Source organism: Planifilum fimeticola, assembly GCF_003001905.1.
Lineage (GTDB): Bacteria > Bacillota > Bacilli > Thermoactinomycetales > DSM-44946 > Planifilum > Planifilum fimeticola.
Genome location: NZ_PVNE01000008.1, coordinates 104,602 through 127,069 on the forward strand (window position 1 = coordinate 104,602; position 22,468 = coordinate 127,069).

The 22,468-nt window shown below is 59.7% G+C and carries 20 protein-coding genes, 1 riboswitch and 1 other annotated feature; of the genes, 5 read left to right on the plus strand and 15 right to left on the minus strand.

Annotated features, from left to right (window positions below):
- Positions 1-54: 54 nt before the first annotated feature.
- From dcd to CLV97_RS06995, 4 genes are all read right to left on the minus strand, one after another.
- Positions 55-612 carry a dCTP deaminase gene (gene dcd, locus CLV97_RS06980; RefSeq protein ID WP_106344807.1) on the minus strand — a complete coding sequence of 186 codons (558 nt, stop codon included), beginning with the start codon at positions 610-612 and terminating at the stop codon, positions 55-57.
- 236 nt (positions 613-848) lie between these two features.
- On the minus strand, positions 849-2,012 hold the full coding sequence (locus CLV97_RS06985) for a trans-sulfuration enzyme family protein (protein ID WP_106344808.1): 1,164 nt from the start codon (positions 2,010-2,012) through the stop codon (positions 849-851).
- Positions 1,975-3,174: an aminotransferase class I/II-fold pyridoxal phosphate-dependent enzyme gene (locus tag CLV97_RS06990; protein ID WP_106344809.1), complete on the minus strand. Its 1,200-nt coding sequence runs from the start codon at positions 3,172-3,174 to the stop codon at positions 1,975-1,977. The genes CLV97_RS06985 and CLV97_RS06990 overlap by 38 nt, the downstream gene beginning before the upstream one ends.
- Positions 3,175-3,248: 74 nt before the next feature.
- A complete protein-coding gene (locus CLV97_RS06995; protein WP_106344810.1) occupies positions 3,249-4,550 on the minus strand; it encodes a homocysteine synthase in 1,302 nt (433 codons plus the stop codon).
- A 74-nt stretch (positions 4,551-4,624) separates the two neighbouring features.
- Positions 4,625-4,734, minus strand: a riboswitch (SAM riboswitch).
- A gap of 369 nt (positions 4,735-5,103) precedes the next feature.
- Here CLV97_RS06995 and CLV97_RS07000 point away from each other — a divergent pair.
- The 3 genes from CLV97_RS07000 to CLV97_RS07010 all read left to right on the plus strand — a co-directional run bounded on the left by CLV97_RS07000 (position 5,104) and on the right by CLV97_RS07010 (position 8,530).
- Positions 5,104-6,456, plus strand: coding sequence for an FAD-binding oxidoreductase (locus tag CLV97_RS07000; RefSeq protein ID WP_106344811.1), 1,353 nt, complete (start codon positions 5,104-5,106; stop codon positions 6,454-6,456).
- A gap of 200 nt (positions 6,457-6,656) precedes the next feature.
- Positions 6,657-7,850 (plus strand): ornithine--oxo-acid transaminase, encoded by a 1,194-nt coding sequence (locus CLV97_RS07005; protein WP_106344812.1) that lies wholly within the window; start codon positions 6,657-6,659, stop codon positions 7,848-7,850.
- 461 nt (positions 7,851-8,311) lie between these two features.
- Positions 8,312-8,530: a hypothetical protein gene (locus tag CLV97_RS07010; protein WP_106344813.1), complete on the plus strand. Its 219-nt coding sequence runs from the start codon at positions 8,312-8,314 to the stop codon at positions 8,528-8,530.
- Positions 8,531-8,651: 121 nt separating this feature from the next.
- Here CLV97_RS07010 and CLV97_RS07015 read toward each other — a convergent pair whose 3' ends face one another.
- From CLV97_RS07015 to CLV97_RS07025, 3 genes are all read right to left on the minus strand, one after another.
- On the minus strand, positions 8,652-8,990 hold the full coding sequence (locus CLV97_RS07015) for a DUF3870 domain-containing protein (protein ID WP_106344814.1): 339 nt from the start codon (positions 8,988-8,990) through the stop codon (positions 8,652-8,654).
- Between the two features lie 147 nt (positions 8,991-9,137).
- The gene (locus CLV97_RS07020) at positions 9,138-10,334 is read right to left on the minus strand and encodes an acyl-CoA dehydrogenase family protein (protein ID WP_106344815.1); all 1,197 of its coding nucleotides are present in this window, start codon (positions 10,332-10,334) and stop codon (positions 9,138-9,140) included.
- 40 nt (positions 10,335-10,374) lie between these two features.
- Positions 10,375-11,571, minus strand: a complete 1,197-nt coding sequence (locus CLV97_RS07025) for a CaiB/BaiF CoA transferase family protein (RefSeq protein ID WP_106344816.1) — start codon at positions 11,569-11,571, stop codon at positions 10,375-10,377.
- 339 nt (positions 11,572-11,910) lie between these two features.
- Between CLV97_RS07025 and CLV97_RS07030 the strand changes: the two genes are divergently transcribed.
- The gene (locus tag CLV97_RS07030; RefSeq protein ID WP_106344817.1) at positions 11,911-12,501 is read left to right on the plus strand and encodes a hypothetical protein; all 591 of its coding nucleotides are present in this window, start codon (positions 11,911-11,913) and stop codon (positions 12,499-12,501) included.
- A gap of 48 nt (positions 12,502-12,549) precedes the next feature.
- Here CLV97_RS07030 and gltX read toward each other — a convergent pair whose 3' ends face one another.
- Positions 12,550-14,019: a glutamate--tRNA ligase gene (gene gltX, locus CLV97_RS07035; protein WP_106344818.1), complete on the minus strand. Its 1,470-nt coding sequence runs from the start codon at positions 14,017-14,019 to the stop codon at positions 12,550-12,552.
- Positions 14,020-14,310: 291 nt separating this feature from the next.
- Complete coding sequence (locus CLV97_RS07040; protein ID WP_106344819.1) at positions 14,311-14,949, minus strand: helix-hairpin-helix domain-containing protein; 639 nt, start codon at positions 14,947-14,949, stop codon at positions 14,311-14,313.
- Between the two features lie 209 nt (positions 14,950-15,158).
- Between CLV97_RS07040 and comER the strand changes: the two genes are divergently transcribed.
- Entirely contained in the window at positions 15,159-16,001 is an 843-nt protein-coding gene (comER, locus tag CLV97_RS07045; RefSeq protein ID WP_106344820.1) for a late competence protein ComER, read from the plus strand.
- A gap of 71 nt (positions 16,002-16,072) precedes the next feature.
- On the opposite strand, the gene fni is transcribed toward comER, so the two are convergent.
- The 6 genes from fni to nadD form a co-directional block, all read right to left on the minus strand.
- Positions 16,073-17,134: a type 2 isopentenyl-diphosphate Delta-isomerase gene (gene fni, locus CLV97_RS07050; protein WP_170070394.1), complete on the minus strand. Its 1,062-nt coding sequence runs from the start codon at positions 17,132-17,134 to the stop codon at positions 16,073-16,075.
- On the minus strand, positions 17,134-17,871 hold the full coding sequence (locus CLV97_RS07055; RefSeq protein WP_106344822.1) for a pseudouridine synthase: 738 nt from the start codon (positions 17,869-17,871) through the stop codon (positions 17,134-17,136). Before CLV97_RS07055 ends, fni begins: the two co-directional genes overlap by 1 nt.
- A 216-nt stretch (positions 17,872-18,087) precedes the next feature.
- Positions 18,088-20,547: a leucine--tRNA ligase gene (leuS, locus tag CLV97_RS07060; protein WP_106344823.1), complete on the minus strand. Its 2,460-nt coding sequence runs from the start codon at positions 20,545-20,547 to the stop codon at positions 18,088-18,090.
- Positions 20,548-20,604: 57 nt separating this feature from the next.
- Positions 20,605-20,835, minus strand: a binding site (T-box leader).
- A 121-nt stretch (positions 20,836-20,956) separates the two neighbouring features.
- Positions 20,957-21,298 carry a ribosome silencing factor gene (rsfS, locus tag CLV97_RS07065; protein ID WP_106344824.1) on the minus strand — a complete coding sequence of 114 codons (342 nt, stop codon included), beginning with the start codon at positions 21,296-21,298 and terminating at the stop codon, positions 20,957-20,959.
- A complete protein-coding gene (gene yqeK / locus CLV97_RS07070; protein WP_106344825.1) occupies positions 21,295-21,891 on the minus strand; it encodes a bis(5'-nucleosyl)-tetraphosphatase (symmetrical) YqeK in 597 nt (198 codons plus the stop codon). Before yqeK ends, rsfS begins: the two co-directional genes overlap by 4 nt.
- Positions 21,875-22,462, minus strand: coding sequence for a nicotinate-nucleotide adenylyltransferase (gene nadD / locus CLV97_RS07075; protein ID WP_106344837.1), 588 nt, complete (start codon positions 22,460-22,462; stop codon positions 21,875-21,877). Before nadD ends, yqeK begins: the two co-directional genes overlap by 17 nt.
- Positions 22,463-22,468: the final 6 nt, after the last annotated feature.

Here is a 22,468-nt window from a genome sequence, read left to right on the forward strand (position 1 = left end):
TCTCCCGCCCAAAAAAATTGATCGGCGGCTCTTTCTCAAGGGCGGAAGCATTCTTTACACGCGGGGCAGCGTAATTCCCCGCTGATTCTGGTATTTGCCCTGCTTGGTCCGGTACGAAACTTCGCAGGGTTCATCGCTTTCGAAGAAGAGAACCTGGCACAACCCCTCATTGGCGTAAATCTTGGCGGGCAAAGGGGTGGTGTTGGAAATCTCCAGCGTGACGTACCCCTCCCATCCCGGCTCGAAGGGGGTCACGTTGGTGATGATTCCGCAGCGGGCATACGTCGATTTTCCGACGCAGATGGTGAGAACGTTTTCCGGAATGCGGAAATATTCCACGGAACGAGCCAAGGCGAAGGAGTTGGGAGGGATGATGCACACATCCCCTTTGAAGTCGACGAAGGAATTGGAATCGATGTTTTTCGGATCGATCACGGTATGGAGGGCGTTGTGAAAGATCTTGAACTCGTCGGCCACGCGCAGATCGTAGCCGTAACTGCTCAATCCGTAGCTGACGGCCTCCCCCTTGCCCACGTTCCGATCGACAAACGGCTCGATCATCCCGTGCTCCAGGGCCATCTTACGGATCCATTTGTCCGATTTGATCGTCATCGCCAAATACTCCTTTTCAACCCTTTTTCTATCCCATTGTACAACATGTCCGGAAATGCGTCATGATGCCCCCCAAAACCCGGCCGAAAAAACCGGGGTAGACCGGAAGGCCGGAAGAAGAGGTCCGCAACATCCGCTTTTTTCTTTCGTGCAGACCCCTCTCTCACGCCTCCCAAAAAAAAACGCCCGTCTTCCAGACAGGCATAAAACGTTTTTTGACAGGCAAAGGCTTTTTTTCATCCGCCGCCCACGGCGAACACCTTTTTTTCCGCCAGCGCTTCGGCCAGGTCGGCGATCAGGTCTTCGGCATTCTCCAGCCCCACAGAGAGGCGGAGGAGCCCGTCGGTGATGCCCCGGCGCTCCCGTTCCTCCCGGGGCATCGACGCATGGGACATCGTGGCCGGATGGGACAAGATGCTTTCCACCGCTCCCAGGCTGACGGCGACGAGAGGGAGGGTCACCCTTTTCAGGACCTGCATCGCCCTCTCCCGGCTCCCCACGTCAAAGGACAGAACGGCCCCGTGCCCCCGGGCCTGCTTGGCCTGCAGGCGGTAACCGGGGTGGCCGGGCAAGCCGGTGTAATACACCCGCCGGACCGCCGGGTGATCCGCCAACCATTCGGAGATCCGCGCCGCGCTCCTCGTCGAGACATCCATCCGGGCCTTCAGGGTTTTCATTCCCCGCTGAAGCAGCCAGGCGTCCTGCACCCCCAAAACGGCGCCGACGGTGTTTTGCAGCGTCCCGATCCGTTCCGCCAGCTCCTCCTCCTTGGCCACCACCAGACCGGCCACCACGTCGCTGTGACCTCCGAGAAACTTGGTGGCGCTGTGTACCACGATGTCCGCTCCGAGCTCAAGGGGTGTCTGAAAATATGGGGTCAAAAAGGTGTTGTCGACGATCAGGATCAGGCCGCGGGAGCGGGCAATCGCGGCCACCCCGGCCAAATCGGTCACCTTCAGCGTGGGATTGGAGGGCGTCTCGACGAACAATCCCCGGGTTTCCGGACGGATCGCCGCCTCCACCTGCTCCAGATCGGCGGTGTCGACGAAGGTGCAGGAAATCCCCAAGCGGGAAAGTACCTGGGTCAGCACCCGGTAAGTCCCGCCGTACACATCCCGGGAAACGACGAGATGATCGCCGGATGAAAACAGGAGGAACACCGTGGAAATCGCGGCCATCCCCGAGGAAAAGGCAAAGCCCCGCACGCCCCCCTCCAGCTCTGCGATGGTCCGCTCCAGGGCAAGCCGGGTCGGATTGCCGGATCGGGCGTAATCGAACCGGCCCGGCCGGGCCGGATCAAACTGATGGTAGGTGGAGGCCAGGTACACCGGGATGCTCGCCGCCCCGGTATGGGGGTCCACCTCATTGCCGTTGTGAAGAAGCCGGGTTCCGAATTCCACCGGTTCCCCCTCCTTTCAGGATCCGTTCCGCCCTAGCCAACGCCTGGTTCACGTCCTCGATCAGGTCCTCCGGATGCTCGATGCCGACGGAAAGCCGCAGCAGCCGGTCGCAGACCCCCGCCTGTCGCCGCCTCTCCTCGGGCATGTCCGCGTGGGTCTGGGTGGCGGGATAGGTGACGAGACTTTCCACACCACCCAGGCTCTCCGCAAAGGAGATCAGCTTGAGGGAGCGAAGGAAGGGAGCCACCAGACCGGGATCCGTGACCCGAAAGGAGAGCATCCCCCCGAATCCGGCCGCCTGGGAGCTCTGCACCGCCTTCGCCTCCGGATCGAGGGCGGGATAATACACCTTCTCCACGAGCGGATGCTCCGCCAAGGTTCTGGCCAAGGCTTCCGCATTGGTCTGATGGCGCTCCATCCGGAGCGCCAAGGTCTTCATCCCCCTCATCAGCAACCAGGCATCCTGGGGAGCGAGCACCGCACCGATGGAGTTGTGAAGGAACCGCATCCTCTCCGTCAGTTCCTCCCCTTTGGTCACGATCAGGCCCGCCAGCACGTCGTTGTGGCCCCCCAGATACTTGGTGGCGCTGTGGATGACGATGTCCGCCCCCAGCGCGAGCGGCCGCTGCAGATAAGGGGTCATGAGGGTGTTGTCGACGATCAGGATCAATCCGTGGCGCCGGGCCGTTTCGGCCAAGGCGCGGAGGTCGGCCACCTGCAGCTGCGGATTGGTCGGCGTTTCCACGAACAGGGCTTTTGTTTGAGATCGAATCGCCTTCATGACGGCGGGAAGATCCCGCATGTCGACATAGCTGAAGGAAAGGCCGTAGCCCGTGAGGACCTGTTCAAACAGCCGGTAGGTCCCGCCGTACAAATCCAGGGAAACGACCAGGTGATCCCCCTGGGAAAAGAGACCCATCATCGTCTGGATCGCCGCCATCCCCGAACTGCAGGCAAAACCGTCGTCTCCCCCTTCCAAGGAGGCAATCGCTTCTTCCAGCACATCCCGGGTGGGATTGGCCGTCCGGGAATAATCGTAACCGGTGCTTTCCCCGAGGGCGGGATGGCGGTAGGCCGTCGCATGGTAGACGGGATAGCTGATTGCTCCCGTGCTTTTTTCCTTCTTCGTTCCAATTTGTGCCAATCGGGAGTCGAGATGCACGCCGATCCCTCCCAGATGCGTGTACGTGTCCGAGAACGGCCGGACAGCCGCGGATCATCCACCCTGTTCAGGGTTTAGACGCCCACTGCGCTTTGGCTCTTTTTCAGCGCCTGGTCCAGGTCATCGATCAGGTCCTCCACCGCTTCCGTACCCACCGACAGGCGGACCAGATCCGGCGTCACCCCGGTGGAAACCTGCTCCTCGGGCGTCAGTTGCTGGTGCGTGGTGCTGGCGGGGTGAATCACCAGAGATTTGGAATCGCCGACGTTTGCCAAGTGGGAGAACAGCTTCAGGTTTTCGATCAGTTTCTTTCCGGCCTCCAGACCGCCCCGAATTCCGAAGGTGAGGATGGCGCCTTGCCCCTTGGGCAGATATTTCTTCGCCAATTCATGAGACGGATGATCCTCCAATCCCGGATAGCTGACCCATTCCACCGCGTCGTGCTCCCGGAGGTAGCGGGCGATCTTCAGCGCGTTTTCGCTGTGCCGCTCCATCCGCAAGTGCAGCGTTTCAAGCCCCTGCAGGAACAGGAAGGCGTTGAAGGGCGACAGCGCCGCGCCGATGTCCCGAAGCAGCTGCACCCGCGCCTTGATGATGTAGGCCAGAGGACCAACCGCTTCGGTGTAGGAAACGCCGTGATAGCTGGGATCCGGTTCCGTCAATTCGGGGAACTTGCCGTTCGTCCAATCGAATTTCCCCGAATCGACGATCACGCCCCCGATGGACGTGCCGTGGCCGCCGATGAATTTGGTCGCGGAGTGGATGACGATATCCGCCCCGAAATCAAAGGGCCGGCACAGGTGCGGGGTTGCGAAGGTGTTGTCGACGATGAGCGGAATCCCCGCTTCATGGGCGATGGCAGCCACCGTTTCCAGATCGAGCACATCCAACTTGGGATTGCCGATGATCTCCCCAAAGACGGCCCGCGTCCGATCGGTGATCGCCTTGCGGAAATTCTCCGGGTCGGAGGGATCGACGAATTTCACCGTAATGCCCAGCTTGGGCAGGGTATAATGGAACAGGTTGTAAGTTCCTCCGTACAGGCTGCTGGAGGAGACGATTTCATCCCCCGCCTTGGCGATGTTCAGGATGGAGTAGGTGATGGCCGCCTGGCCGGAGGCCGTCGCCAGCGCCCCCACACCGCCTTCCAAGGCGGCGATGCGCTTTTCAAACACATCCTGCGTCGGGTTCATGATCCTCGTGTAGATGTTGCCGAACTCCTTCAGCGCAAACAGATTGGCCGCGTGTTCGGTGTCGCGGAAAACATAAGATGTCGTCTGATAGATGGGCACCGCCCGCGAAAGGGTGGTGGGATCCGGTTCCTGCCCCCCGTGCACCGCCAGCGTCTCCGGCCGATACTGCTTCTCTTCCGCCATCGATAAATCCCCCTTTTTTAAATAAATAAGCCCCTTCCCTTATCCAGGAGAAGAGGCTCGGTGATGCCGCTCTCCTCTTATCTCTCGGAAACCCGAAGGTTTCCGCAGGAATTGGCACCTTCCGGAATGATTCCGGGGTTGCCGGGCTTCATCGGGCCAGTCCCTCCGCCGCTCTGGATAAGAGTGCTGCATGCGGTATTTCCTTGTCATTCCCGTCAGAAAACTTGTATTTAATTATAAGGGATTCCCCAGAATTCCGTCAACAATCTTTTTTCAAAAAATCCGCACCCGAAGCATCGACGATCCACCGTCCGGCGAAATCGGATGCGTTGAAACCCCCCTCCTCCCGGCCGACCCTCCCGATGAATAAGGGTTGCCTTTCCGCTTTTCAACGGCAAAAAAAAGTTCCATTCACCATGTGTTCGCGATGGACGACCTTTTGCACGAGCCCGACGATAGAAAAAAAGATTTCTGCCGATATATCGGTCCACGCCATGCCCCGATGTTCCACATAGGATAATTTGCAACGTTCGCTCAAAGGAGGTTGGAAAGGTTGAAATCAAAAGCGCGGCTGACCGGGCGGGTCATCTTCAGAGGAGATCCAGGCTATGAACGGGCGCGCAAGAATTGGGATCCCCATACGAACAGGTTTCCCAAAGTGTTTGTGTTTGCCCAAAGGACGCAAGATGTAGCAAACGCCATCAGATGGGCCCGTGAGAATCGCGTCCCCATCCGCGCCAGGAGCGGAAGGCATGCGTTGGAAACGAATCTCTCCCAGGTCAACGGGGGGATTGTCATCGATGTAAGCGGTATGAAAAAGATTTGGTTGGATAAAAAAAAGGGAATTGCGATCGTTGAGACGGGCAACACCGTGGGAAGAATCGTGAAGACCCTCGCACGGCAAGGATTTATGTCCCCCTTTGGCGACAGCCCTTCTGTCGGGATCGGCGGCATCACACCCGGCGGGGGAATCGGGCCTCTCCAGCGATCGATCGGCCTTCTCAGCGATAACCTGATCGGAGTGGAAATGGTGGATGCGAAGGGAAGGGTGATTCGCGCAGACCAAAATCGTCACGCGGACCTCCTGTGGGCTACCCGCGGAGGTGGCGGCGGAAACTTCGGGATATATACCAAATACAAATTCAAAGTGCATCGCGCCCCGGCCAGGGCGACAGTATTCCGCATCATCTGGCCATGGAATCAGTTCGCAAAGGTATTCAGAGTATGGCAGCGATGGGCTCCTTCCGTCGATACGAGGCTGGGCACCTACTTGGAAATCGGCCCGAAAATCGGAGGCCGTGTCACCATGCAGGGGCTGTTCCTGGGACCAAAAAGGGAGGCCGTACGCCTGTTGAAGCCTGTATTGAGCGTCGGCACTCCCACGACGAAGATCATCCGGTGGTTGCCATACCCGAAAGCCGTAAACTTTTTGTTGCCTCCCGATCCGGTCCTTACCCAAAGGTGGAGCAACCAGTTCTCTTCCGGTTTCGCGATGCGCCCGTTCCCGGAAAGGGCGATTCAGGTCATGCGCCAATTTTTAGAGAAAGCGACACCCGGATCCCCCGCAGGTTTCTTTTTCCTCAACTGGGGCGGCGCTGTAAGCCGCATCCCCCCTGAGGCGACGGCGTTCTTCTGGCGGAAAGCCAAATTTTACGTCGAGTGGAACAGTTCATGGATCAAGCGTTCCGAAGCCGCCAAAAATATCGCCCTTGTTCGCAACACGCGCCGGAAGCTCCAGCCTTTCATCGTCGGGTCCTATATCAACGTTCCGGACCAAGGAATTAAAAATTCCGGGCCGGTTTACTACGGAGCAAACTACCCCCGATTGCGAAGGGTAAAAGCCAAATACGATCCCGAAAATGTGTTTCGCTTCCCCCAAAGCATCCCCCCTGCCTTCCGGAGATAAGTTCAGAATCCCCACCCCCTCCCTCGCGGAACGTCCCTCCTTTGCCAATTCCCTCCTGCATCGGAACAAGCGGCGCCAACCTCCTGCAAAAGAGTACCCATGGGTTTTCTGTAAATGAAGTCGATCATTGATTTCAACCGCCACTTCCGACTACAATGTGGATAAGTGACTTGCGGAACATGCCCACAAAGGAGGACGCCATGACCACGAGCGAAGCGATTATCCAACTGACGGAGCACTACGGAGCCAAAAACTACCACCCCCTTCCGATCGTCATTTCCAAGGGAGAGGGCGTCTGGGTGGAAGACGCCGATGGCAATCGGTATATGGACATGCTGAGCGCCTACTCGGCCCTCAACCACGGCCATCGTCACCCCCGGATCATCGCCGCCCTCAAGGAGCAGGCGGACCGGATCACCCTCACCTCCCGCTCCTTTCATAACGACCAATTAGGTAAATTTTACCAAAAGGTGGCGGAATTGACGGGTAAAGAGATGGTTCTGCCGATGAACACCGGGGCGGAAGCGGTGGAAACGGCCATCAAGGCCATCCGCCGCTGGGCATACGACGTGAAGGGAATCCCGCGGGATCAGGCGGAAATCATCGTCTTTGAGAACAACTTTCACGGAAGGACCATCACCGCCGTCTCCCTTTCATCCAACGAAGAATATCAGCGGGGATTCGGCCCGCTGACCCCCGGCTTCAAAGTCGTCCCCTACGGAGACATCGATGCCCTCCGCAAGGCGATCACCCCTCACACCGCCGCGGTCCTGATGGAACCGATCCAGGGGGAAGCCGGCGTGATCGTCCCGCCGGAGGGATTCCTGAAGGAAACCTACCAGCTGTGCCGGGAGCATAACATCCTGTTTGCCGCCGACGAAATCCAAACCGGGTTCGGGCGGACGGGAAAACTGTTCGCCTGTGACTGGGAAGGGGTCAAGCCGGACATCTACATCCTCGGAAAAGCTTTGGGAGGAGGCGTCATGCCCATCTCCGCCACGGCCGCCGACCGGGATGTACTGGGGGTTTTCGAACCGGGCTCCCACGGATCCACCTTCGGTGGAAACCCCCTGGCCTGCGCCGTGGCCGTCGCCGCGCTGGAGGTGCTTTTGGACGAGCGCCTGCCGGAGCGCTCCCTGGAACTGGGCGAGTATTTCCGCTCGGAACTTCTCAAGATCCAAAATCCGATCATCAAGGAAGTGCGCGGCAAAGGACTGTTTATCGGGATGGAACTTTACGAACCGGCCCGCCCCCATTGCGAGCGGCTGGCGGAAGCCGGGCTCCTGTGCAAGGAAACCCATGAAAATACAATCCGCTTCGCCCCTCCCCTCACCATCACCCGGGAAGAGCTCGACTGGGCCCTGGAGCGGATCCGGAAAGTCATGTCTGCCTGAGATTTCGGTCCGCCGGACAACCGAAAAACCTCCCCTGCATTGGTGCAGGGGAGGTTTTTGTCTTTATGCGCAATCCGGCGAGAAAAAGCGGAATCCCATTCCTGTAATAAAAAAGAAATGTTTACAAAAAGATCATTGCGGTTATAAGATAAGTGAAGCTACCCCCATACCTCATCAAACACCATCATCCTTGGTTGCCCTTGCCCAGACAACGGGCAGGGTGAACCAGGACAATCACAATAATCTACAATTTTATATTATCGTATTGTGTTTTTATAATCGGCGGCGGGAGGCGATACACCGCGTCTGAGAAGAGGAGTCACTGAGTTCCAAACGGCGGGGATGTCCGAAGCGTCAAAAAACTGCGGGAAGAAGGAGTTTAGCCATGAGCGAAATGGAATGCGACCAACAGAACAGATTCAAGGGTCAAAAAAGAAAATCGCTTCAAAGGAGGAATGCGTATGAAAATCGCGATCCGCCGGCAATTGATGAGTCTCCAGGGTTCGAACCGCATCCGCATGGGAAATTATGTGGTTCAACGGGTGGGATCATCCCTCAACTACCGGGTGATGAATGCGCGCGGTGAACTGATCAACATTTTTCCCATCAACGATGCCGTGCGCCTGCTGATGAACCAAAGGCTCGAGGAGGAACCGGTCGAGCCGCTGATGCCCGCCTGAAGGAATCGGGGGTAGTTTGGCGCCCCGCTTCACCTCCTTCCGCCATCTGCGTTCCCTTTGGTCCGGTGCGGGACTTCATCAGGTCCTTTTTCCACACCTACCCCAGGGCCAAGGTTGCGCGTCAATTTTGCCTCCCATGTACCCCTTCCTTATCCCGGTACAGCAAAAATTGTCCGTACAAATCCTTCGCGGCCGCAACGAGAGCCTGTTTCGCCTTTCCTTGATACGCTTCCCTGATCGCATCGAGAATCGGATCGATGCCGTCCAGCAAGCTGTATCCCTTCAAAAGTTCCCCGATAAACGCCTGGGCGTGGCTTGTGGCCAGCGTGCAGGAAGCTTGGACGATCACTCCGTATTTCCGGTCGATCTCCGCCGTGATCGTCAAGGTCTCAAACACGCTTTTCGCGGCCATCCCCTGGGGAAGCTTGGCATGTCCCGCCAGCATGATCGTCTTTCCCATCCGATTCCCCCCTCGAGTCTCTTCGCGCGGAACATCCCGGGCGTCTTTTCGTTTTCTCCACCTTTCGACAAACGCGGGGGCCGTCCCTTTGTCAGCAATTGGGACTCGCGCAAAAGCCCGCCTGGAAGGGGCGGGCAGAAAAACGTCTCATTCCTCGAAGGGCCATTTGGGCAGGTTCCTGCGGAGAGGCTTGTCCTTTCGGTAACCCAGCGCGTACTCCCCTTGCATGATCTGGTGAATCTCGCGGGTTCCCTCATAGATGACGGGAGCTTTGGCATTCCGAAGGTAGCGCTCCACGGGGAATTCGTGGGAATAGCCGTTGGCCCCGTGAATCTGAACAGCGTCGACGGCGGACTGAAAGGCGACATCACAGGCAAACCACTTGGCCAGCGAAACTTCCCGCGTGTTGCGCATCCCCCGGTTTTTCATCCAGCCGACCCGGTAGACCAGCAGCCGGGACGCTTCATAACCCGCCACCATCTTGGCGATCATCTGCTGCACCAGCTGGTGCCTGCCGATCGGCTTGCCGAAGGTTTCCCTTTCTTTTGCGTACTTGACGCTGGCCTCGATACAGGCCTGGGTCAATCCCACGGCGCCCGCGGCCACGGTAAACCGGCCGTTGTCCAGCGCCGACATGGCGATCTTGAACCCTTCCCCCTCCTCCCCCAGGCGGTTTTCCGCGGGAACCCGCACATCCTCCAGTATCACTTCTCCCGTGTTGCCCGCCCGGATTCCCAGCTTGTCCTTGAAGCCGCGGGTCGTCACCCCGGGAAAGGTCCGCTCGACGATGAAACAGGTGATGCCGCGGTGCCCTTTGTCCGGATCGGTTTTGGCGAAAATCAAAAAATGGTCGGCCACGTCGCAGAGGGAGATCCAGGTTTTGCTGCCGTTCAGGACGTAATAGTCGCCGTCCCGGACCGCCCGGGTCTGAATGGCCGCCACATCGGAGCCGGCATTGGGTTCGGTAAGCCCGTACGCTCCGATCTTCTCCCCCTTGGCCTGGGGAATGAGGTATTTCTCCTTCTGAAACTCATTTCCCCATTGCAGGAGCGTGAGGCTGTTCAACCCGGTGTGAACGGAAACGGCGGTGCGGAAGGCGGTGTCCCCCCGCTCCAGTTCCTCGCAGACGATGGCCAGCGTGTTGTAATCCATTCCCTGCCCGCCGTATTTTTCCGGGATGCAGACGCCCATCAACCCCAGATCGGCCAGCTTTGTCAGCAGGCCGGTTTCAAAATGCTGCTTGGCGTCCCACTCCTGGATATAAGGCATGATCTCCTTGTCCACGAACTTGCGCACCATTTTCTTGACCGCCAACTGCTCTTCGGAATAGGAGAAATCAAACATTTGCCTCGCCTCCCCTTCCAAAACTGAAATCCAAAGTTTTTCATATCACGCCTTCTCGTCTCAGCTTCTCGATCTCCTCTTCGGAATACCCCAACTCCGTCAAAATTTCCTTCGTGTGCTCCCCGGCCAGGGGAGGATGCCGGCGATAGGTGACCGGCGTGCGGGACAACTTGAGGGGACTCCCCACAAGCCTTACCTTCTCTGCGGAGGGATGAGTCATCTCCACTACCATCTCCCGCGCCCGCACCTGGGGATGGCCGAAAACCTGGTCGATGCTCTGGATGGGAGCACAGGGAATGCCCGCCCCCTGCAGCAGCTCCATCCACTCCCGGGCAGGACGGGTCTCAAACACCTGCTGCAAGGCCTCCGTCAGTTCCTTCCGGCGGCTCAGGCGATCCCGGTTGGTTGCAAAACGCCCGTCCTCCGCCAGCTCCGGCTTCTCCATCACCTCCGCCAGCCTGCGGAACTGCCGGTCGTTGCCGACGGCGATCGCCATCTCCTGATCGGCGGCGCGAAAGGACTGGTAAGGTACGATGTTGGGGTGGGCGTTTCCGAGCCGTTTCGCCACCTTGCCCCCCACCAGATAGTTGCTGGCCACATTCACCAGGGAAGCCACGCACACATCGAGCAGTGCGGTATCCACCACCTGCCCCTCTCCGGACCGCTTGCGCTCGTGGAGGGCGGCAAGGATCCCGAGGGCCGCGTACAATCCGGCCAACACGTCGACGATGGCGACTCCCACCTTCATCGGGCCGCTCTCCTCGCTCCCGGTGATGCTCATCAGCCCTCCCAGCGCCTGAATGATGAAGTCGTAGCCGGGAAAGGAAGCGAGGGGGCCGGTCTGGCCGAACCCGGTGATTTCCGCCACCACCAGGCGGGGGTTGATCTTTCTGAGCCACTCGGGAGCGAGTCCCATTCGAGCCAGCGTTCCCACCTTGAAATTCTCAACCAGCACGTCGGCTTCCCGAATAAGCCGGAGAAAGATCCGCTTCCCCTCTTCCTTCTTCAAATCGAGAGTGAGTCCCCTCTTGTTTCGGTTGGCGCAGAGGTAATAGGCGCTTTCCCCGGCGGCGTAAGGAGGACCCCATCCCCGGGTTTCATCGCTTCCCCCCGGCGCTTCCACCTTGATGACTTCGGCGCCCAAATCACCCAGGATCATGGTGCAAAAAGGACCGGCCAGCACCCGGGACACATCGACCACCCGGATTCCCTCCAACGGTCCCCCTGCATTGGACATCCCATTTCCCTCCTTCGAAAAAAAATAGCCGGGCGGGCGAAGATCGGCGGTCTGGAAACCTTCCGGGGTTTCTCCTCCCCGCGAGTCTTCGCCTTCCCGGCTCGCACCTGCGGCTCCTTCACCGGCCGGGTGAATGGACGCAGGTTGATCGTCGCCGCTTTATTCCGTTGATTTTAATTTATTTGAAGAAGGCGGTTTTGTCAATATTCACCGTCCTTATCCGGCGCATCTCACCGTCCTGTCAAATCCTCTCATCCCTTTCGGAAGTGCATAATTCCAATCCGCGCAACTCATAGTAACGGTGGACACATCAAATCTTATCTGAAGGAGGTATCCTGCGTGCATCAAGTGATTTCCCGAATCGAATCGGAGATGGATCAGATTCGCTCCATGTGCCAACAGCTGGAGCAGGCGGAGCGGTCCAATCAGCAGTTGGCTCAACAGCTGCAATCATCCGTGATGGATCCCAACCTCCGGACCCAGCTCCAAAACATGGCGCAAAAAGAAGCCTTTAACGCCCAAAAACTGCAGCAAATCTCCCAGATCGCTTCCCAGGCCCGGCAGGAAGTCAGCCAGCTGAAGCAGCAGGCCTACTCCGTCCACCAACCCCAATTCCAACAGCAGCCTGTCGCACAAACCGGCTTCCAAGCCTCCTCTCCCCAACCGATTTCCACCCGGTTCCAGCAGCCGGCCGGTTTCCAACCGCAATCCCGGCAACAACCTTCCAGCACCCAACAGTGGGTACAGCGCCACGCGCAAACCGGCATGTCTCCCAACCAGGCGATGAGCATCCTGCAACAGGGAGTGCCGAAGCAACAGGCAACCCAGCCCATGCAAACGGTTCCTCCCGTGCAGCCGATGTCCCAGCCTCAACCCGCCCAACAATTCGGAAGCCAATACCGCAGCATGAACCCTTATTACCAGCATTAAACAAAAGGGGCCCGGTGCCGGGTCCCTTTTGTTTTCAGGGAGTCGCCTTTATGCATTCAAAAATTGCTCCATCACCTGTTCGATGCGGCGGATAACCTTCTCCCTGCCCAACAGGGAAAGGGTTTGATTCAGGTCCGGGCCGTGGGTTTGTCCCGTGACGGCCGCCCGGATCGGCATGAACAACTGCTTTCCTCTGTAGCCTGTTTCCTTTTGGATTCCCTTCAGCATCTTCTTGATGTTCGCCGGCTGGAATTCCGCATCCTCCGCCTCCGCCGCCTTCGCCCGGAAAGCGGTCAGCACGGCGGGGACGGAGGGTTGATTCAGCACTTCCCTGGCTTCCTCATCGTGGCGGACATCATCCCGGAAGAACAGCTCCGCCTGACGGGGCAGCTCCTCAAGGTGGGAAAGGGACGGCTGGTAGAGGGCCACCAGTTGTTCCGTCCACTCGCGGTCCGGCTCATCGATTCCGTAGTGCTCCTGCAAATAGGGAAGCGCCATATCCGTCAGGGTTTTGACATCCAGCTTCTTGATGTATTCCCCGTTCATCCATTTCAGTTTTTCGGGGTCGAAAATCGCTCCCGCCTTGCTCACTCGTTCGAAGGAAAAGAGGCGGATCAGCTCGTCCATGGAGAAGATCTCCTGTTCGGCGTATTCCCCCGGCGGAGACCATCCCAGAAGAGCCAGGTAATTGTTGATCGCTTCGGGCAGGTACCCCGATTCGCGATACTGCTCGATAAATTGCATGACGGTCTCATCCCGCTTGGACAGCTTCTTCCCGCTTTCGTTCAAAATCAGCGGAAGATGTCCGAACTCGGGAGGATTCCAGCCAAAGGCTTCATAAAGGAGCAGCTGGGCGGGAGTGTTGGAAAGATGCTCTTCCCCGCGAATGACGTGGGTGATTTTCATCAGGGCGTCGTCGATGGTGACGGCCAGGTTGTACAAGGGCACCCCGTTGGATTTGACGATGACAAAATCGCCCATGTCCTTGGTATGGAAGCGGACCTCGCCCCGGATCAGATCCCGGAAGACGATCTCCCGGTCTTCCGGTACCCGGAACCGGATGGTTCTGGGGCGGCCTTCCCGCTCATACCGGTTTCGGGTTTCCTCGTCCAGGCGGGCGCATTTCCCCGAATAACGATAAACCTTGCCCCGGGCGTTCGCCTCCTGCCTCTCCCTGTCCAGTTCTTCCTTGGTGCAGTAGCAGTAGTAGGCCTTGCCTTCCTCCAACAGGCGATCAATATACCGCCGATAAATATCCAGTCGCTCCATGCACGTGTAGGGGCCGAACTCCCCGCCGACATCCGGCCCTTCATCCCACTCCAGCCCCAGCCACTTGAACCCGTCGATAAATCCTTCCACCGCATCGGCCCGGTTGCGGCTGGTGTCGGTATCCTCGATCCGGAGGATGTACTTCCCGCCGTGCTTACGGGCAAACAGAAAATTGAACAGTGCCGTCCTCGCGCTGCCGATATGTAAATGTCCCGTGGGACTGGGGGCAAACCGTACCCTTACCGTCATCTGCCACACCTCATTTCCGTAAAAATGCTCGCCGGCACCCGAACACAGGCGAAAACCACTCGCTCCCGACAAGGGGCGGAAGGGTGTGCCGCGGCCCCTCACCCTGACGGCACACCCATCCTCCAGTCAACTCTCTTCCATTATTCTCTCCTCGTAATGTCCGGGAATACCGGGCGACCGCTTGCCGCGCCCTGAACGGACGTCTCCAGTATATCCGGCGAAGGGGTTCCTTTCAAGGGGCGAAGGAGGAAGGGGCATCCTCACCCCCTTCCCGCCCGCATGCGATGCCCGTCAATGCACCGCGATCTGATCCGCAAACTTCTCCAGGGTTTTTTCACCGATCCCGGGAACCTTGAGCAGGTCGCGGACGTCGGTGAAGGGGCCGTGCTCCTCCCGATAGCGAAGAATCGCCTCGGCCTTGGAGGGGCCGATCCCATCGAGCGTCTCCAGTTCGGCGGCGGAGGCGGTGTTGATGTTGATTTTCCCCGGACCGGCTCCCGCCTGCCCGCTTCCCGAAGCGCCGGTATCCAGAAAATCAGGCATCTTCTCCCCGCGGCGGGGGATATAGACCACCATTCCGTCAGCAAGGGGTTGGGCCAGGTTGACCCGGTCCAAATCCGCCTGTTTCCCCGCTCCGCCCGCCTTGTCCAGGGCATCCCGAACCCGGGACCCGGGGGGAAGCTGGTACACGCCCGGCCGATCCACCGCCCCCTTCACATCGACGACCACATCCTCCTCCTTCTCCGTTTCCGCGGAGGCCTCGGCGGAACGGGCCGCCCGGTCCGGGGTGTAGGCCGCAAGAGGAACCCGGTCCTGCTCTTCCTCTTCCCCGCCCAGCCAATCCGCGGCGACGACGCCCGCCAAGGCGACGGCCAAAAGGACGGCCAACACGGCCAACTTCTTCTCCCGGGGCGTCCAAAGGTCGTCCATTTGAGCACCCTCCCACACTGCAAGCTTCAGGTGGCTTTATCGCACCGCGGAACGGCCGCCCGCCCCCTGCCCCGCAGGTCGTCCACCTCAGGGGTCTTCCCATCCGCTTCATAACCCCCCCCGCCCGCCGCGTACCTTTATAAAAAGCAAAAGGCCGGTCCGGCAGGCGAGTCCGGCCCGGCTCCCGCGACGAAAAGGGGGAAGGGGCGATGAGCAAGTTGGTCGGTTTTATCGGCACGGGAAGCATGGGACGAACCCTGGTGGAAGCGTTGATTCGCTCCGAGGCGCTCCGGCCGTCGGAAATACTGATTAGCAACCGGACTCGAAGCAAGGCGCAGGCGCTGGCCGAGTCCCATCCCGGAATTCGAATCGCCGAAAGCAATGCCGAACTGGTCCGGGAAGCGGACTGGGTGTTCCTGTGCATCAAACCCCGCGATTATCGGGAAGTGCTGGATGAGATCGGCATATGGGCCGGAAAAGACCAAATGATGATTTCCATTACCAGTCCGGTAATGATCCGCGATCTGGAAGCGGTCCTGCCCTCCAAAATCGCCAAGATCATTCCGAGCATCACCCACGCGGTGCTGGACGGAACCTGCCTCTTCATCCCCGGCAGCCGTCTCACCCTTCAGGATCGGGAGGAATTGCTCCGCCTCCTTTCGGCGATCGGAACGCCCCTGGAAATCGACGAGCGACACTGCCGGGTGGCCTCTGACCTGGCCAGCTGCGGGCCGGCGTTTTTGGCCCACTTCCTGGAGCAACTGGCCCGCACCGCGGGGGAAGTGACCGGCCTTCCCCGGGAGACGGCCATTCCGCTGGTCATCCAGATGGCCCGGGGGACCGCCCGGATGCTGACCGAAGGCGGTTTCTCCCTGGAGAGCCTGCAGGAACGGGTGGCCGTTCCCGGAGGAATTACCCAGGAGGGACTCAACCTGCTGGAGCGGGAATTTGATCCGGTGCTGAACCGTCTGTTCCGCCTCACCCACGCCAAATTTGCGGAGGACGTCGAAAAGGTGCGACAATCCCTGCACGAGGCGGAAAGCAAGGGGTGAAAAGGCGGTCCGTTGTCCGCGGAACGCACGTTCAGTATACCGCAAATCCCCTTATATTTCCAGAAGGCCCATCAAGAGTCGGAAACGGGCGGATCTCCCACGCACAGCAGCCGGTCCGTTCCCTTCAACCGGTCGACGGTGGCGATCCCGGCGCCAAACATGGCGATTTTGCACTCCAACTCGATCCGCTCCATCTGCCGGATGATCGACTCCGGATCACAGGTGGCGGCGGAGGGCAACAGAGAGCGGCCGAATCCGGCCAGGTCGGCACCGAGGGCGATCGATTTGGCCGCGTCAACTCCGGTTTTGAGGCCGCCGCTGGCGATCAAACAGACCTGCGGCACGTGTCGGCGCACATCCCGCACGCAATCCGCGGTGGGAAGCCCCCAATCGGCGAAGGCCTCCGCCGCCGTCGCCAGCAGGGGATCCTTCGCGCGGTATTTCTCCACCTGAATCCAGGAGGTTCCTCCGGCCCCGGCCACATCCACAAACTGAACCCCGGCATCAAACAGCCTTCGGGCGAGCCGCCCGTGAATGCCGAAGCCCACCTCCTTGACACCGACGGGCACTTCCAGAGCCCGGCACACCTCCTCGATCTTCCGGAGCAGGTTTCCGAACCGGGTGTTTCCCTCGGGCTGAAACACCTCCTGCATGGCGTTCAGGTGGAGGACCAGGCCGTCGGCCCCCGTCAATTCCACGGCCCTGAGGCATTGATCGGGGCCATAACCGTAATTGAGCTGGACCGCCCCCAGGTTGGCCAAGAGGGGGATGTCCGGAGCGACGGAGCGCACCTGGAAGGTGGCCGCCGTCTCCGGATGTTCGATCGCCATTCGGACGGATCCGAGGCCCATCGCCCAGCCCCGCTTCTGGGCGGCCTCCGCCAGGGCCGCATTGATCCGCCCCGCCTGTTCCGTCCCTCCGGTCATGGAACTGATCAGAAAGGGCGCCTTCAAGGGTCGACCCAAAAAGGAGGTGGCGAGGGAAACCCGGGAAAAATCGATCTCCGGCAACGCCTCGTGCCGAAAACGGTATCGCTCCATGCCGGTGGTGATCCCCCGGCCCGTCACCTCCCGGGTCAGCGCGATCTGGATGTGATCCGCCTTTCGCTTTTGAATCGGGCTCTCTTCCGTCATCATCCCGCAATGTCCTTTCCCTTGAGCAGGGCCACTTCTTCCTCCGTCAGCTCCCGGTACTCGCCCGCCTCCAGGGACGGGTCGAGCCGAAGGGGCCCCATGGCGACGCGTTTCAGGTAAACCACCCGTTTGCCCACCGCTTCAAACATCCGCTTCACCTGATGGTATTTTCCCTCATAGACGGTCACTTCCGTCTCGGACTCCGGACCGGACGAGCGGATGGAGAGCTCCGCGGGCAGCGTCTGATAACCGTCATCCAGGACGACGCCCCGCCGAAAGGCTTCCACGTCCGCTTCGGTCACCTCTCCCCGGACGAGGGCAAAATACCGCTTGGGCACCCGCCGCTTTGGAGAAAGCAGCCGGTGGGCCGTCTTCCCGTCGTTGGTGAGCAGAAGCAACCCTTCGGTATCCTTGTCCAGCCGTCCCACCGGAAACGGCTCAAACAGGGCGTGTTCCGGTTCGAGGAGCTGAACCACCGTCTCCGAGCTCCGGTCCGCCGTGGCGGAAACCACCCCGGCGGGCTTGTTCATCATGAGATAGATGAATTCCCGGTATTCGATGTGCAAACCGTCCACTTCGATTCGGTCCTTTTCCGCAAGCACGTGCATCCCCGGATCCCCGGCCACTTCCCCGTTCACGGTCACCCGACCCGCTTTGACCAGTTTCCGGATCTCCTTCCGCGTCCCGACGCCCATCCTGCCGAGGAACTTGTCGAGGCGCAACCGTTTGTCCGCCATGTTCTCGCCTCCGTGTCTCGTTCAATACGCAAATTTTATCCTATCACATCCTCGGGCAAACGCAAAAAAGGGGCCGGAGATACAACCGTTGCGCGGCCGGCGGGAAATGCAGAGGTTTCGCGGCAAACGGCAATCGGGACGCATCCCCCCTGCCCGTGTTAAGACATTCCGACCGAAAAGAAAGGGGGCGGTTATACCGCCCCCCTTTCGGTCGCCTCAGTTGGCGACGATGTTGATCAGCTTCTTGGGAACCACGATCACCTTTCGCACCGTTTTGCCGGACAGGTGGTTTTTGATGCGTTCCTGATTGAGAGCCAACTGCTCCACCGTTTCCCGATCCGCCTCGGCGGGCACGACCAGTTTGTCCCGTACCCTGCCGTTGATCTGAACGGCCATCTCCACCTCTTCCTCCACCAGCATCTCCGGATCGTAGGCGGGCCAGGGCTGTTCGTGAACGCTGGCCTCGTGCCCCATGACGTGCCACAATTCCTCCGACAGATGGGGAGCAAAGGGAGCCAGCAGGATCACGACCGTCTCCAGGGCATCGGCCAAGGTTCCCCGGTCAGCGTCCTCCGGATATTCGCTGATCGCGTTGAACAGCTCCATAATCGCGCTGATCGCCGTGTTGAAATGGTACCGCTCCCCGACATCCTCCGTCACCTTTTTGATGGTGCGGTGAATCCGGCGATGCAGATCCCGGGCGGGTCCCTTTTCGGGCCGGGCATCGGGCCGGTTGCGGAACAGCTCCTCGTGTCCCGTCACCGACCGGAAGACCCGCCCCAGGAAGCGGTAGCACCCTTCTACGCCGGAATCGCTCCACTCCAGATCCCTCTCCGGCGGAGCGGCGAACAGGATAAACAGGCGGGCGGTGTCCGCTCCGTACCTTTCGATGATGTCCAGCGGGCTGACGGTATTCCCCTTCGACTTGGACATCTTCGCCCCGTCCCTCAACACCATGCCCTGGGTCAACAGGCTGGTGAAGGGCTCGTCGACGTGAACCAGGCCCGCATCGTACAGCACCTTGGTGAAGAAGCGGGAGTAAAGGAGATGGAGCACGGCGTGCTCGATTCCCCCGATGTATTCGTCGACCGGCAGCCATTCCCGGATCCGCTCCGGATCGAAGGGAAGGCGATCGTTCTTGGGATCGGCGTACCGGAGGAAATACCAGGAGGAATCGATGAAGGTGTCCATCGTGTCCGTCTCCCGCCGCGCAGGTCCTCCGCAGGAGGGGCAGGCGGTCCGGACGAAGGACTCCGAAGTGGTGAGCGGGTTCCGTTTGCCGTCGAAGACCACGTCCTCCGGAAGCAGCACCGGCAATTCTTCCTTCGGTACCGGCACCGTTCCGCAGCTGTCGCAGTAGACGACGGGAATGGGGCATCCCCAGTACCGCTGACGGGAGATCAGCCAGTCGCGAAGCCGGTAAGTGACCGCCGGGCCCCCGAGTCCCTTTTCGGCCAGATGCTCGGAGATGGCACGGATCGCCTCCCGGTTGTCCATGCCGTCGAAGGGACCGGAATCGGCCAACACGCCCTCACCGGTATAGGCCTCGGCAAGGGGCTCTTCCAACTCCCCGTCCCGGGGACGGATCACCCGGCGGATCGGCAGGCCGTATTTTTTGGCGAACTGAAAATCCCGTTCGTCGTGGGCCGGAACACCCATCACCGCGCCCGTCCCGTAATCCATCAACACGTAGTTGGCGATCCAGACGGGAACCTCTTCGCCGGTCAAGGGATGCCGGGCCACCGCTCCGGTGTCCATGCCCACCTTTTCCGCGTCGGCGGCGGTCCGCTGAATTTCGCTCTCTTTCCGCATCCGCTCGATGAACGCCCTGATCTCCCCTTCCTTCTCCTTCCCGGCGATCAGGCGGTCCACCAGGGGGTGTTCCGGCGCCAGCACCAGGTACGTCACCCCGTACAGGGTGTCGGGGCGGGTGGTGAAGACTGTGACCTGCTCATCGTCCAGCTCCGGAAGGGTGAAGGTCACTTTCGCCCCCTCGCTGCGCCCGATCCAGTTGCGCTGCATCGTCTTCACCCGTTCGGGCCAGCGGGGCAGGCGGTCCAGCCCCTCCAGCAACCGGTCGGCGTAATCGGTGATCTTAAGGAACCATTGCTCCAGCTCCTTCTTGGTCACCTCCGCGTCGCACCGCCAGCACTTGCCGTTCTCCACCTGTTCGTTGGCCAGAACGGTCGCGCAGTCGGGACACCAGTTGACCGGCGCCTTTTTCCGGTAGGCCAATCCCCGCTCGTAGAAAAGGAGGAACAGCCACTGGGTGAACCGGTAGTAGTCGGGGAGGCAGGTCGCCACATAGCGGTCCCAGTCGTAGGAGATTCCGAGCCGCTCCTGCTCCTCCCGGAACTTCTTCATGTTGTTGAGGGTCCAATCCCGGGGATTCACCCCCCGCTTGATGGCCGCGTTCTCCGCCGGCAAGCCGAAGGCGTCCACGCCCATCGGATGCAGCACCCGGAAGCCGTTCATCCGTTTGAACCGGGCGATCACATCCCCGATGGAATACACCCTCACATGCCCCATGTGCATCCCTTCGCCCGACGGATAGGGAAACTGCTCCAGGGTATAAAACTTGGTCTTTCCGACGTCCGGATCGGTCCGGTGAACTCCCGTCTCGTCCCAGACCCGTTGCCATTTCGATTCGATTTCCCTCGCTTGATACGCTCGCATTGGCGTCTCCTCCAACACCTGCAAAAATATTGAAACCTCCCGCCCCTGCTGAAAAACGCTAGGGACGAGAGGTTGATTCACTCCCGCGGTACCACCCTAGTTAGCACCCGCCCGGCGGCGGGCACTCCCTCATTTGCATCCGTTAACGGGGATGAAGCGCCGAAATGTACTTTCCTTTCCATTCCGGGGCGATGAGGCGAGTTCATTCGCCCTCCCTGATCGGCTCGCACCTCCCGCCGACTCTCTGCGCAGAGCGGACGAACTACTACTCCTCATCCTGGCCTGTCAAACCTTTGTCGAAGATTTGGAACTTATTATATGCCACGATTTCGCCCGTGTCAATGGGTTTTAGGGCGTCAGGGGCCCTGCACTTCTCATCCTTTCCCGCTTCGGCCCGTCCAATACCTGTCTACTGGACACGGACTTGCTGTGCATCGCCCCAAAGCCGCTCCAAATCGTAGAAATCCCTCTCGTCCTTGTGGAAGACATGCACGACCACGTCGCCGAGATCCAGGAGCACCCACCGCGCTTCCCGGAATCCCTCCACTCCCTTGATGGGAACACCGGCCTCCTCAAGTTTTTCCTTGACGCCCGTCGCAATCGCCTGCACCTGGGTCTCCGAATTCCCGTGACAGATGACGAAATAGTCGACTATCACCGACAACCCGCGAATATCCAGAATGGTGACGCGCTGGGCCTTTTTCTCTTCGGCGGCGTCGGCCGCGAGTCGGGCAATTTCCACCAGGTTCAATGAGATTCCTCCTTTGGAAGGGTTTGAGGGATTTTATCGAGAAAATCATTGCGGGTTAAAATCGTCAACGGGTATACCTTAAACCCCCGTTCCACCAGATAAACGATGGTATTGTCCAAGGCCTTCAGGATCGCGCGGTCCAAGTCCTCGCGCGCCAGTCGACGAACCTCTTCCACGCCGGAAAAGCTTCGGCCGGGTTCGATGTAATCGGCGAGAAAAATCACCTTTTCCAGCAGGGACATCCCCGGGCGCCCCGTGGTGTGAGAACGGATCGCGTTCAGCACCTCTTCGTCATCAATTCCCAGCTCCTCCCGCACGGCTTCCGCACCCACGGGGGCGTGCCACAGTTCCTTGTTGTACTGAAGCAGATCCTGGGGCAGGCGGTGGCGGAGGATCCACTCCCTCTGCTTATCTTCCGGCCAAAACTTGCAGTAATCGTGGAGAATGGCCGCGATATCCGCCTTCTCCGGATCGGCGCCCGTTCTTCGGGCCAGCTCCGCCGCCGTCTCCATCACCCGCAGGGTGTGTTCCCACCGGGAAGAAGGCATTTGACGCTTGGCCGCTTCCATTAGTTTCTCACGGTTTATTTTCATATAACCGATTCTCCTCGATATAGCGGCGTACCTTCTCGGGAACCAGATAGCGGATCGACTTCCCGGCCGCCGCCCGTTTCCGAATATCCGTAGATGAAAGGTCCAGGGTAACGGCATCCTCCACCAGGGTCAAGCGGCTGGCGATGAAGGGGGGGAGATCTCCGGCCGCCACCCCCGGCCGCAAATGGCCGATGACCTGGACAACTTGCAGGATTTCCTCTATTTTATACCATCGAGGCAGATCGTTCATCATATCTGCGCCCACGATCAAAAAAAAGTGCGTTTGGGGATAGGCTTTCTTCAAGTCTTTCACCGTGTCCACCGTATAGGAGGGACCCGGGCGGACCAGCTCCACCCGGGAGAGGCGGAAACGGGGATGATCGGCGATGGCCAGCTCCACCATGCGCTCCCGGTGGTGCGGGGCGGATACGGGAGCCTCCTTGTGGGGAGGTTCGGCGTTGGGAATGAACCACACCTCGTCCAGGCCGCCGGCTTCCCTCGCCTGTTCCGCAACCAGGAGGTGGCCCATGTGAATCGGATCAAAGGTCCCGCCGAAGATGCCAATGCGCATGTTCAT